Origin of the sequence: Cellulomonas sp. URHE0023 (assembly GCF_000688475.1) — a bacterium.
GTDB lineage: Bacteria > Actinomycetota > Actinomycetes > Actinomycetales > Cellulomonadaceae > Cellulomonas.
In genome coordinates, this window is record NZ_JIAN01000005.1 from 668,825 (window position 1) to 680,822 (window position 11,998).

The window sequence follows — 11,998 nt, forward strand, 5'->3', positions numbered from 1 at the left end:
CGACCACGCGTCCGCAAGTGGACGTTGTGGGATCCGCGCGTACCGCGCAGCATCGATGACATGGACCTCGGCCAGCTGCGTGCAGCGTTCTCTCCTGTGCCCGGCTACCTCGACGCGGCAACGTGCGGGCTGCCCGCGCGAGCGACGGTGGCGGCGATGCGCGAGGGGCTCGAGACGTGGCAGGCGGGAAAGGCCGACCTCGCGGTCTACGACGCGGCGGTCGCGGCGAGCCGGGCGGCGTACGGCCGGATCGTCGGCGTCGGACCCGAGTCGGTCGCCATCGCCGCACAGGCCAGCGCCCTGGTCGGCCTCGTTGCGGCGAGCCTTCCGGACGGCGCTGAGGTCCTGGCCGTCGACGGCGACTTCACGTCCGTCACCTACCCGTTCGAGGCGCAGGCGGACCGCGGCGTCACGGTGCGCTACGTCCCGCTCGACCGGCTCGCCGACGAGGTGCGGCCGACGACCGACGTGGTGGCGTACTCGCTCGTGCAGTCGCGAGACGGGCAGGTCGCCTCGTCGGCCGTCCAGGCGGCCGCCGCGGCTCACGGAGCCCGAACGGTCTGCGACGTCACCCAGGCGGCCGGATGGCTCCCGGTCGACGCCGGCGGCTTCGACGTCACCGTGTGCGCGGCCTACAAGTGGCTGTCGGCACCGCGCGGCACCGCCTTCCTGACCGTCCGACCCGGCATCGACCTCCGCCCGGTGGGGGCCGGGTGGTACGCAGGTGCTGACGTCTGGAGCAGCGTCTACGGGCCCGCGATGCGGCTCGCCGACGACGCGCGGCGCTTCGACGTGTCGCCCGCGTGGCTGTGCTGGGTCGGGGCGGCGCCGGTCCTGGAGGCGTTCGCGGTGGCGGACCTCGACACGGTGCGCGCGTACGACGTCGGGCTGGCCAACGCGTTCCGTGCGGGCATCGGCTGGGAGCCCTCGAACAGCGCCGTCGTCCGGCTCCCGGACGACTCCGCCGGAACGCTGCGCACCCGACTCACCGAGCACGGCTGCCGCGTCGCCGGCCGCGGCGGCGGTGTGCGGATCGCGTTCCACCTCTGGAACGACGCGGACGACGTCGACCGCGCGGTCGGGGCCGTTCCTGAGGCGAACCTGAGGGTTCCCTGAGGGTCGATTCGGGGGTATCCCCTATATCCCTGGTCGAGGAACTGCCGGAATCCTAGGATCCGAACAGCACCGACCGACGCGCCGGGCCCAGGTATCACCGGTCCCGCTTGCTGCACCTCATAGTCGTCGCCGACTCCCCACCAGAGGATTTCCCATGGCCCACGTCTCCCGGTGGATCACCCACCGATACGTCAAGTTCCTGATCATCGCGTTCTGGCTCGTCGTCGTCGCCCTGCTAGGCCCTCTGGCGGGCAAGCTGACCGACGCGCAGAGCAACGACGCCAAGTCCTGGTTGCCGCAGAGTGCGGAGTCCACCGAGGTCCTGGACGTCGCGACCGGCTTCGTCTCCTCCAACACGATCCCCGCGGTCATCGTCTACGAACGTGACGGCGGGCTCACGGAGGCCGACCTGGCAGTCGTCGCCGCCGACGCCGAGGAGTTCGGCACGCTCGCGACCCTGGACGGTGAGGTCGTCGGACCTGTCCCGTCGGAGGATGGCGAGGCCGCCCAGATCATCGTCCCGCTCGACCTCGGGAGCGACGGCTGGAACCTCGCGGCCGACGCCGTCACGGACCTTCGCGCCACCGCGGAGGACGGCGCGAACGGGATGAACGTGTACATCACCGGGCCCGCGGGCCAGGCTGCTGACTCCTCGGCGGCGTTCGAGGGGCTGGACAGCACGCTGCTCTTCTCGGCCGCCGGCGTCGTCATCATCATCCTTCTGCTCACCTACCGCAGCCCGATCCTGTGGCTCCTGCCCCTCATCTCCGCGGGCGTCGCGCTTACCGTCTCGCAGGCCGTCATCTACCTGCTCGCCGAGAACGCGGGCCTCACCGTGAACGCGCAGAGCGCCGGCATCCTCACCGTCCTGGTGTTCGGCGCCGGCACGGACTACGCGTTGCTGCTCACGGCCCGGTATCGAGAAGAGCTCCGCAAGCACGGAGACCGGCACGAGGCGATGGGCCTGGCGCTGCACCGTGCGAGCCCCGCGATCATCGCGAGCGGCGCAACCGTCGCGATCTCCATGCTCGTGCTGCTCCTCGCGTCGATCGCGTCCACCGCGGGCCTGGGCCCGGTCGCCGCCATCGGCATCGTCGTCGCCGTCATCGTGATGCTGACGCTGCTGCCCGCGCTGCTGGTCACGTGCGGTCGCTGGGTGTTCTGGCCGCGTGCGCCGAAGCTCGGTGACGCGGAGCCGTCGGAGCACGGCTTCTGGTCGCGGATCGGGACCCGCATCGAACGCCGGCCGCGTCGTACCTGGGTCGTCACGTCCCTCGTCCTGGTCCTCGCGGGCTTCGGCGTCGTCGCGCTCAACGCGAACGGCCTGAGCAACGAGGGGCAGTACACCTCGGAGCAGCCGTCCATCGCAGGCGAGAAGGTCCTGGCGGCGCACTTCGCCGGCGGTGCCGGGTCGCCGGTCGTGGTCATCGCGAACACCGATCAGGCGGACGACGTCGTGGCCGTCTTCGCGGGCGTCGACGGCATCGAGCCGAGCAGCGTCCAGGCGCTGGGCGACAAGGACGGTGTCACCTACATCGAGGGCACGTTGACGTCGGCTCCCGACAGCGACGAGGCCTACGACACGGTCGACCGGGTCCGCGACGCGGTGCACCCCGTGGACGGTGCGGACGCCATCGTCGGCGGCACCAGCGCGATCACGCTCGACGTGGAGCGCGCCGCCGTGGCGGACAACAAGCTGGTCATGCCGCTCATCCTGCTCGTGGTGTTCGTCGTGCTGATGATCCTGCTGCGGGCGGTCCTCGGGCCGCTGGTGCTCATCGGCACGGTCGTCCTGTCGTTCGCGGCGGCCATCGGGATCAGCGCGCTGTTCTTCAAGTACGTGTTCGGCTACGAGGGAGCGGACACAGCCTTCCCGCTGTTCGTCTTCGTCTTCCTGGTCGCCCTGGGCATCGACTACAACATCTTCCTGATGACGAGAGTCCGGGAAGAGACGATCCGGATCGGCCATCACCGTGGTTCCCTCGTCGCGCTCGCCGCGACCGGTGGGGTCATCACGTCGGCCGGACTGGTGCTCGCCGGAACGTTCGCGGTGCTCGGCACGCTGCCGCTCGTCGCGTTCGCCGAGATCGGGTTCGCCGTGGCACTCGGCGTCCTGCTCGACACCCTGGTCGTCCGGTCCGTGCTGGTCACGGCGCTCAACCTCGACATCGGCAAGAAGATGTGGTGGCCCAGCGCCTTGGCACGCAAGCCCGACCCGACCCCCGCAGCCGTCACCGAGGAGGCGCCGGTCCCGGTCGCCTGATCCCGTGACGCCGGCGCGGTCCGCATCGGAGGGGATGCGGACCGCGCCGGCGCCCGGTCTGATAGGCACATGCAGACACGACTTCTCGGGGACATCAAGGTCAGCCGCATCGGGCTCGGCGGCATGCCGATGTCGATCGAAGGACGGCCCGACCGCGCACGGTCCCTGGCCACCATCCACGCCGCCCTCGACGCGGGTGTCACGCTCATCGACACGGCCGACGCCTACCACCTGCACGCCGACGAGGTCGGCCACAACGAGACGCTCATCGCCGAGGCGTTGCGCACCTGGGGCGGTGACTCCTCGGACGTTCTCGTCGCGACGAAGGGCGGCCACCTGCGCCCCGGGGACGGCAGCTGGACCGTCGACGGCTCGCCGCAGCACCTGCGCGAGGCCGTCCAGGCGTCCGCACGTCGGCTCGGGGTCGACGCGATCGGCCTCTACCAGTTCCACCGCCCCGACCCGCGGGTCCCGTACGCCGACTCGGTCGGCGTGCTCGCCGAGCTCCTCGACGCGGGCACGATCCGGCTGGCAGGCATCTCGAACGCCGATCCCGAGCAGATCAGGCTTGCTCAGGAGGTGCTCGGCGGACGCCTCGTGTCCGTCCAGAACCAGTACTCGCCCGCGTTCCGCTCCTCGCAGCCGGAGCTCGACCTCTGCGCCGAGCTGGGCATCGCCTTCCTCCCGTGGAGCCCGTTGGGCGGCATCGCCCGTGCCGGCGAGCTCGGGTCCCGGTTCGATGCGTTCCAGACGATCGCTGACGCGCACCGCGTGAGCCCGCAGCAGGTCGCCCTCGCCTGGGAGCTGTCGCAGGCACCCGTCGTGATCCCCATCCCTGGCGCGTCGCGCCCTGAGTCGATCCAGGACTCGGTGCTCGCGGTCGACCTGGTGCTCGGGCAGGAGGAGCTCGCCGAGCTGAACGGCAGCTGAGGTCAGCCGAGTGCGTCCTCGAACGCCGCGAGGGCGTCGGCGGAGAAGAGCACGAACCGCACGACCTCGACGCGGGTCGTCGCTCCTCGCACCGCCTCGACGGCGATCCGCGCGACGTCCTCCACCCCCCAGCCGTACACGCCGGCGCTCACTGCCGGAGCCGCGACGCTCACGGCGCCGACCTCGTCGGCCACCGCCAGCGACCGGAGGAAGCACGACGCGAGCAGAGCGGGATCGGTCTGCCCGCGGTGGCGGTTCGGCCCGACGGTGTGGATGACCCAGCGGGCGGGAAGCCGAAAACCAGGCGTCGCGACGGCCTCCCCGACCGGTAGACCGTCGGGCAGGCTCGTGCGCCGTAGCACCTCGCACGCCGCCAGCAGCTGCGGACCTGCAGCGGCGTGGATGGCGCCGTCCACGCCTCCACCGCCCAGCAGCCGCGAGTTCGCGGCGTTGACGATCGCGTCGACGCCCTGCGTCGTGATGTCGCCCCTGACGGCCTCGATACGCACACCGACAGTGTGACAAGGCGAAGGCCCCTCGGACGCTTACTCCGAGGGGCCTTCACCTGTGTCCAACGGTACGCGCACGGACTGCTCGGACGGGTGAACGCCACGCAACTCATCCACAAATTCTGTCCACAGGCCTGTGTTTCGGTGGCGTTTCCGCAGGTCGGCCTGTGGACGACCCTGTGTGGTCAACGGTGGATAAAGATTGGCCCCAGAAGTCCTTGCGGCGAGTTGGACAGCAGGACTAGACATCACACATCGAGATCGACAGATCAAGATCCGCAGGCGAAGGGCCCCCTCCGGGGAGCAGAAGCCGGCCGGTGACGGAACCCCTCCGGGGGCCTACGGAACCGCCGACGGACGCACACCGGACGGACCGGAGCCTCAGGCGTCGAAGCCCTCCCGGGGGCGACGGAGCCCGGCGGCGACGGAACCCCCTCGGGGGCGACGGAGGCGGCGGTGACAGGCAGTCGAGCTCGGGCCGGCCGGAGAACGGGCGACCACATCGGAGGGGTAACCCGACGACTCGCGGATGACGACGCGAGGGTCGCTACGGACCGGGCGGTGGATCGTAGTCGTCCCGCCCACGGCGGGTCGCCAGCTTGAGATCCTCTCCGGAGGAGCGCGAGCAGGTGACGCACCGGGTGTCAGGACGAAGCCGCACCGTCAGCGCGGTGTCGGTCACCGGTTCGCCGGAGGCCAACGACCTGCGGTCACGGAAGGGCCCCTCGGACGCTTACTCCGAGGGGCCCTTCTCCATGTCTTGAGCACCGACGGGCCGAGCTCGCCGCAGGAGACTGCGCGGGGTTCCCGCTAAGGCTGCGTCACCAGCACGTCTTCCCAGACGGCCGGCGTGCTGGTCAAGTGCATCGGGCCTGTCGCACCATCGAGCAGGGCCGTGCAGTGGTCGCCGTCCCCGGTTATCGCGTACACCGGCGGCTCGTGCGTGTCACCGAGCACCGACGAGCCCCAGAACTCCGGCTCGCTGTCATCGAACGCCGACTCCGGCATCCACAGGTACCTCGACTCGGTGGCAGTCCCACGGAACTTCGCCTCATCGGCGATGCGGAAGAGGCGTCCTTCGACCTCCTCACCGACTCCGCCTTCGACGTACGTGACCACACACGTCTGAGGGATGGCCAGATCGTTGGACAGCCGCGTCCGGTCGCCACGGCCGTACTCGATCTCGGCTACGAGCACCAGCCGAGGCCGTTCGACGGGAACCGAGAACACCCGCGAGTCCACCCACGGCACGGAGCCGCCGAACCAGCCGCCCGGTCCCCCGGGGCCGCTCGGTCGCCAGATCGTGCAGTTGGCACGTGCGGCCAGCATCCTGATCCGATACTCGACCTCCGCATCCAACGGCCACGAGCACACCACCACGTCGTACGCGAGCACCACGGGCTCTCCCTCGCCGACGCTCGTCGCCTTCGACTCGACCCGCACCTCGAACGCAGTCCCGTCCGGGGACAGCTCACGAGACACGGCCCCGAGCTCGAGGTGAATGTTCGTGCTCTGGTTCAGCGACGACGTCACGCTCGCACTCATGAGCTGAAGGACGATCGGCACGCCGAGCGCGACCACGCCACCGAACCCCACGACCTGACGCGCCGCCTTACGGTCCCGCTTCTCGATCCCGCTCCACAGCCAGATCCACATCCCGACCGACGTGAAGAACACGACGACCGCCAACGTGTAGGGCCACGGGTCGAGCGGCGGCCGCAATGCCGACGGCAGGACGGCTGTGCTCAGGGCGAGCCCCACGACGCAGATGCCGATCGCGGACAGACGGACCCACAGTGCCGACGTACGCACGCCCTGCGGAAGCCGGGCGGGGAGGCGGTCGGCGTACGGAAGCCGGTAGGAGCGTGCGAGGTCGAGCACGACGGGCGGCAGCAGGATGGCGAGCACGACCGCAAAGCTCAGCGCGGTCCCGATCTCGAGCATCCGGTCGACGACGAAGGCGCCCACCGTCGGCGGCTCGGCGACCGGCACGCTCCAGAACTTCAGCGCGAGCCAGATGAAGGGCAAGCACCAGAAGACGATCCAGAGCCGGCTGTCGACCGGCAGATCCGAGGACTCCTCCTCAGGGCCCAGCATGGGCTGCTGGTCACCGCCGGCGGTCACACTCCGAGCCTCCCACCGCCGGACGCCCCAAACCAGGATGAAACGGACACCCGGATGGGCGCTACAGGACGCTGGCCAGGAAGTCCTTGGTCCGCTGCTCGGTGGGGGCGCCGATGACCTGCTCCACCGGTCCGTGCTCGACGACCACACCGTCGGCCATGAACACCGCCTGGTCGGCGACCTCGCGGGCGAACCCGATCTCGTGCGTCACCACGATCATGGTCATGCCGGAACGGGCCAGGTCGCGCATGACGCCGAGCACCTCACCGACCAGCTCGGGGTCGAGGGCCGAGGTCGGCTCGTCGAACAGCATGAGCTCGGGGTCCATGGCCAGGGCGCGGGCGATGGCCACGCGCTGCTGCTGACCGCCCGACAGCTGCGCCGGGTAGTGGTCCATCCGGTCGTCCAGACCCACGCGCGTGAGCACCTCGGTGGCACGCTCCCTGGCCTCGGCCTTGCTGCGCCCCAGCACCTGCACCTGGGCCTCCATGACGTTGCCGATGGCCGTCATGTGGGGGAACAGGTTGAAGCGCTGGAACACCATCCCGATGCGTGACCGCTGCCGGGAGATGACCTTGGGGTGCAGCCGGTAGAGCACGGGCTTGCCGCCGCGGGTGCCCTCCTTGTAGCCCATGAGCTCGCCGTCGACGCGGATGCTCCCGGCGCCGATCTCCTCGAGCTGGTTGATGCAGCGCAGCGCGGTCGACTTGCCCGATCCCGAGGGACCGAGGACCACGGTCACCGTGCCGGTGGGTACGACGAGGTCGACGCCCTTGAGCACGTGCGACTCGCCGAACCACTTGTGCACGCCGACCATGTCGACCATCGGGACGTCGGCGGTCACGGGTTCGCCTCCAAGGGGCCAAGGTCTGCGGCGGTGCCCGCGGCGTTGATGGCGGCCTGTCTGGGCACGCGACGCTTGCGCCCTCGCGGGGCAGGCGTGTGCGCGTCGAAGCCCTTGCCGTAGTACCGCTCGATGTAGCTCTGCCCGACCATCAGCACGCTCGTGATCGCCAGGTACCACAGCGCTGCCACCACGAGCAGGGGGATGGGCTGGAAGTTGCGGTTGCCGATCGCCGACGCCGCGTAGTTCAGGTCGAGGATGAACGGCACCGCCAGCACGAGCGACGTCGTCTTCAGCATGGAGATCGTCTCGTTGCCGGTGGGCGGCACGATGACGCGCATGGCCTGCGGGATGACGATGCGCCCGAGGATCCGGCCCTCCGACATGCCGAGCGCGCGCGCCGCCTCGGACTGCCCCGTGTCGACGCTCTGCAGACCCGCGCGCACGATCTCCGCGAGGTAGGCGGCCTCGTTGAGCGCCAGGCCGAGGATGGCGACGCGCGCGAGCGTGAAGACCGTGCCGCTGTCGAAGCGGATCAGCTCAGGCCCGAAGGGCACGCCCAGCGACAGCGTCGGGTACAGCACGGTGATCAGGCCCCAGAACACCAGCTGGGTGTAGATCGGGGTGCCGCGGAAGAACCAGATGTAGACCCAGGCGACGTACCGCATCACCGGGTTGCCCGACCGCCGCATGATCGCCAGCAGGACCGCGAGCACGATCGCGATCACCATCGAGGCGATCGTCAGCCAGATCGTCCAGCGCACGCCGCGCAGGATCGGCTCGCTGAACAGGTACTTCGAGACCGTGGGCCAGGCGAAGTTGTCGTTCGTGATCAGTGCGCTGGCGACCATCGCCGCCAGCACGAGCACCACCACCGCGGACACCCACCGTCCGGGGTAGCGGACGGGGATCGCGTGGATCCGTTCCGGCTCCTGCGTCGGGGTGGCCGCGGTGGTGGGGGTGCTCATGACGTCAGCTGACCGAGGGGTTCAGCTCGGCCGTCTCGACGGCGCCCGTGTCGTTGCCCCAGGCCTCGAGGATCTTGCCGTAGTCGCCGCTGTCGATCAGCTTCTGCACGGCCTTCTGGATCGCGTCGGTGAGCGCCTGGTCGTCCTTCGAGACGACGATGCCCTGCGGGGCGCTGGCGAAGACGTCACCGAGCTGCTCGAGCTTGCCGTCGGTCTGCGCGATCGCGTACGCGATGATCGGCGAGTCCGCGTACATGACGTCGGCCTTGCCACCCACGAGGGCGGTGGTCACGTCGGTCTGCTTGGCGTACTTCAGCGGCGTGATCTCGTCCTTGCCGCTGGAGATGCAGGCAGCGGCGAGCGCGTCCAGCTCCTCGTCCTCGACCGTGCCGGTCTGCACGCCGACGGTCAGGCCGCACAGGTCGTCGCCGTTGACCTTCTTCGGGTTGCCCGTCGCCACCGCGTACGCCTCGCCGGCCTCGAAGTACTGGACCATGTTGGCCTGCTCTTCGCGCTCGGCGTTGATGGTGAACGACGAGATGCCGACGTCGTACTTGGAGCCGATCGCCGGGATGATGCCCGAGAAGTCGGCCGTCTGGACGTCGGCCTCGAGCCCGAGCACCGCGGCGATGCCCTTGGCCAGGTCGACGTCGTAGCCGACCGGCGTCGTGCCGTCCTCGTCGATGTACTCCGCCGGGGCGTACGACGTGTCGGACCCGACGACGAGCTTGCCGCTGCTGGCGATCTTCTCGGGCAGCAGGGCAGCGATCGTGTCGTCCTTGGCGATGCTCGTGGGGTCGAACGACGCCGCTCCACCACCGGAGGCCGACGAGCTGGAGCTGTCAGACCCGCTGTCGTCGCCGCCACAGGCGGTCAGCAGCAGGGCGGACGCGGCGAGGGTTGCGGCCGCGAGGACGAGACGGTTACTACGCACGGAGTACCTCCTGCGACGCCGGGGGACGTCGTCTGGTTCGGAACTGCGGGGACGAGGGACGGCGCTCGGGTGCCGCGCTCGCGTGACAGTAATGGCGGAATGTTACGGCGCAGTATCCGGTCCTGGGGACCGAACCGGTCACGGCGCGCCAATTCAGGCGGGATGGGACTCCAGAAGGAGGGTCACAGGACCGTCGTTGACGAGCTCGACCGCCATGTCGGCTCCGAACACTCCGGTTGCCACCTCGAGGCCCCTCGCCCGCAGCGCCGCCACGACGGCGTCGACCAACGGCTCGGCGACCGGACCGGGCGCGGCGGCGTTCCACGTCGGCCGGCGGCCCTTGCGGGTGTCGCCGTAGAGCGTGAACTGGCTGACGACGAGCACGGGTGCACCCACGTCGACGGCAGCCAACTCGTCGCGCAGGATGCGCAGCTCGGCGATCTTGCGGGCGATCAGCTCCACCTGCGCGGGCCCGTCCCCCGGTGTCACACCGACGAGCGCCACCAGCCCGGGCCGGTCGATCGCCCCGACGACGACCCCGTCGACCGTCACGGACGCGCGCGTCACGCGCTGGACGACGGCCCTCATGCGAGCGCAGCCACGACCTCGCCGACCGGCGCCCCGTGGCCGAGCACCGGCGTGAGCCCGACGGCCTCGACGAGGGCGGGGTCGACGCCCGCCACCGCGAGCGCAGCGGCCAGGACGGCCGCTCGGGGCCGCGCCGAGCCGTCGAGGACCTTGAACGCCACGGCTGACCCGTCAGCCAGCCCGGCCGCGTAGACACCGTCGGCCCCGTCCTTGGCGACGAGCCCCGGTACGGCCTCCATGAACCGTGTGGCGTCCCTTCCCGTCCCTGCGACGTGCCACGGGTGGCCGCTCATCGCGCGTGCGACCCGCGCCTCGGGCCCGTCCGCCGCAGACGCGATCCGCCCGAAGGAACGCGCGAGGCCGAGCAGGTTCGTGGAGAACAGCGGTGCGCCGCAGCCGTCGACCGTGCCGTGCTCCACGGGGACACCCGTCAGGTCGGCCACGGCAGCACGCACCGCCACCTGCAACGGGTGACCGGCATCGAGGTAGTCGTCGGTGGACCAGCCGTTCTCGATGCAGGTCATGAGCATCCCGGCGTGCTTGCCGGAGCAGTTCTGGGTGATCGGCTCGGTTCCGTGCCCGTCCGAGCGCCACTGGAACGCGGCGTCGGGGTCGAGCGGCCAGTCCGGTGTGTTGTGCAGGTCGTCGGCACCCAGGCCCGCCAGGGACAGCAGCGTGCGCACGACAGCCAGGTGCCCACCCTCACCGCTGTGGCTGGCGCACACGAGCGCCAGCAGCGCACGGTCCACGTCGAGCCCCGCGCGCAGCATCGCGACGGCCTGCAACGGCTTCAGCGCGGACCGCGCCCAGATGGAGACGGACGGGTCCCCGAGCGCGCGCCGGACGGACCCGTCCGGCGCGAGCACGACCAGGTGACCGAGATGGACCGACTCGACGAGGTCACCCCGCAGCACCCGCGCGAGCGGGACCGCCGCGGTGGCGACGTCCGGCCCGGTCACCAGCCGCCCGAGGACGGACGGCCCGGACCGTTGCCGCGACGACGCGAGTACGGCGTGATCGCCGGCTTGACGTCCACGAGGTACACGATCGCCGCGACCGCGGACACCAGCGCCAGGAAGTCGGGGAACGGAAGGTTCAGCGGGTACGGCAGCGAGATGAACGCGATCATCACGGCCGCGCCGAGGATCAGACCCCACTTGGTCTTGGTGAGCTTGCCGGCTTGCGTGAAGGCGCTCGCCGGCCGCCGGGACAGGTCGATCAGCGCCCACGCGGCGATCGCGAGGATGGCGAAGTAGAAGACGAAGAACAGCAGCAGCTGCAGGGAGGCGATCACGGAGCGAGCCTAGTCATGGGACCACCCGAAGACCCTCGGCACGTGCTGCGGCAGCCAGGTGCTCGTCCCACACGGCGACGACGAGGTCCGGCGAGCGCAGCTCGATCGCCGACGCGAGGTGCAGCGCGTCGGCGGCACGCAGCGGGTGCTTTCCGACGAGCACCGCGGCCGCCGCCGTGACGGCAGGGGCCAGCTCCAGGACGTGCAGTCCGGGCCACAGCCGGTCCCACTCGGCGGTCGCGCCGCCCTCGTCGACGAGCCGTCCGGCCCGTCTACCTGCCGCGAGCACCGCACGGACCTCGGCATCCGCGAGCCGCGACGTCACGACGAGGTCCGCACCGTCCCACAGAGCAGCCACCAGATCGGACCCGGGCTCGTCGACGACGAGCTTCACCAGCGCGCTCGTGTCGAGGTAGACGATCGCCATG

General features: G+C 70.5%; 12 protein-coding genes. 3 read left to right on the forward strand and 9 right to left on the reverse strand.

The genetic code is table 11. The features are described 5' to 3' along the window. Positions 1-60 precede the first annotated feature (60 nt). The 3 genes from N553_RS0103290 (at position 61) to N553_RS0103300 (ending at position 4,309) form a co-directional block, all read left to right on the forward strand. On the forward strand, positions 61-1,116 hold the full coding sequence (locus N553_RS0103290) for an aminotransferase class V-fold PLP-dependent enzyme (protein WP_028045345.1): 1,056 nt from the start codon (positions 61-63) through the stop codon (positions 1,114-1,116). A 154-nt stretch (positions 1,117-1,270) separates the two neighbouring features. Beyond that, the gene (locus N553_RS20880) at positions 1,271-3,379 is read left to right on the forward strand and encodes an MMPL family transporter (protein ID WP_034620559.1); all 2,109 of its coding nucleotides are present in this window, start codon (positions 1,271-1,273) and stop codon (positions 3,377-3,379) included. Positions 3,380-3,448: 69 nt separating this feature from the next. Next, entirely contained in the window at positions 3,449-4,309 is an 861-nt protein-coding gene (locus N553_RS0103300; protein WP_028045346.1) for an aldo/keto reductase, read from the forward strand. A 2-nt stretch (positions 4,310-4,311) separates the two neighbouring features. Here the strand turns inward: N553_RS0103300 and N553_RS0103305 are convergent, their stop codons facing one another. From N553_RS0103305 to N553_RS0103345, 9 genes are all read right to left on the reverse strand, one after another. After that, entirely contained in the window at positions 4,312-4,818 is a 507-nt protein-coding gene (locus N553_RS0103305; protein ID WP_028045347.1) for an O-acetyl-ADP-ribose deacetylase, read from the reverse strand. Between the two features lie 810 nt (positions 4,819-5,628). Then, the gene (locus tag N553_RS0103310) at positions 5,629-6,942 is read right to left on the reverse strand and encodes a hypothetical protein (RefSeq protein WP_028045348.1); all 1,314 of its coding nucleotides are present in this window, start codon (positions 6,940-6,942) and stop codon (positions 5,629-5,631) included. Positions 6,943-7,003: 61 nt separating this feature from the next. Next, a complete protein-coding gene (locus tag N553_RS0103315; protein WP_028045349.1) occupies positions 7,004-7,786 on the reverse strand; it encodes an amino acid ABC transporter ATP-binding protein in 783 nt (260 codons plus the stop codon). After that, positions 7,783-8,754, reverse strand: coding sequence for an amino acid ABC transporter permease (locus tag N553_RS0103320; RefSeq protein ID WP_028045350.1), 972 nt, complete (start codon positions 8,752-8,754; stop codon positions 7,783-7,785). The genes N553_RS0103315 and N553_RS0103320 overlap by 4 nt, the downstream gene beginning before the upstream one ends. A 4-nt stretch (positions 8,755-8,758) precedes the next feature. After that, the gene (locus tag N553_RS0103325; protein ID WP_028045351.1) at positions 8,759-9,688 is read right to left on the reverse strand and encodes an ABC transporter substrate-binding protein; all 930 of its coding nucleotides are present in this window, start codon (positions 9,686-9,688) and stop codon (positions 8,759-8,761) included. A 153-nt stretch (positions 9,689-9,841) separates the two neighbouring features. After that, the gene (gene dtd / locus N553_RS0103330; protein ID WP_028045352.1) at positions 9,842-10,276 is read right to left on the reverse strand and encodes a D-aminoacyl-tRNA deacylase; all 435 of its coding nucleotides are present in this window, start codon (positions 10,274-10,276) and stop codon (positions 9,842-9,844) included. Beyond that, positions 10,273-11,235: an asparaginase gene (locus N553_RS0103335; RefSeq protein WP_051639791.1), complete on the reverse strand. Its 963-nt coding sequence runs from the start codon at positions 11,233-11,235 to the stop codon at positions 10,273-10,275. The genes dtd and N553_RS0103335 overlap by 4 nt, the downstream gene beginning before the upstream one ends. Next, positions 11,232-11,570 carry a DUF2516 family protein gene (locus N553_RS0103340; protein ID WP_028045354.1) on the reverse strand — a complete coding sequence of 113 codons (339 nt, stop codon included), beginning with the start codon at positions 11,568-11,570 and terminating at the stop codon, positions 11,232-11,234. Before N553_RS0103340 ends, N553_RS0103335 begins: the two co-directional genes overlap by 4 nt. A gap of 13 nt (positions 11,571-11,583) precedes the next feature. Next, positions 11,584-11,997, reverse strand: coding sequence for a type II toxin-antitoxin system VapC family toxin (locus tag N553_RS0103345; protein WP_028045355.1), 414 nt, complete (start codon positions 11,995-11,997; stop codon positions 11,584-11,586). Between the last annotated feature and the right edge of the window lies 1 nt (position 11,998).

What these genes read in the sequence shown, in the direction of transcription:
- N553_RS0103290 (WP_028045345.1), top strand. Translation starts at nt 61, where the DNA reads ATGGACCTCGGCCAGCTGCGTGCAGCGTTCTCTCCTGTGCCCGGCTAC.
- N553_RS0103320 (WP_028045350.1), bottom strand. Translation starts at nt 8,754, where the DNA reads ATGAGCACCCCCACCACCGCGGCCACCCCGACGCAGGAGCCGGAACGG.
- dtd (WP_028045352.1), bottom strand. Translation starts at nt 10,276, where the DNA reads ATGAGGGCCGTCGTCCAGCGCGTGACGCGCGCGTCCGTGACGGTCGAC.
- N553_RS0103300 (WP_028045346.1), top strand. Translation starts at nt 3,449, where the DNA reads ATGCAGACACGACTTCTCGGGGACATCAAGGTCAGCCGCATCGGGCTC.
- N553_RS20880 (WP_034620559.1), top strand. Translation starts at nt 1,271, where the DNA reads ATGGCCCACGTCTCCCGGTGGATCACCCACCGATACGTCAAGTTCCTG.
- N553_RS0103345 (WP_028045355.1), bottom strand. Translation starts at nt 11,997, where the DNA reads ATGGCGATCGTCTACCTCGACACGAGCGCGCTGGTGAAGCTCGTCGTC.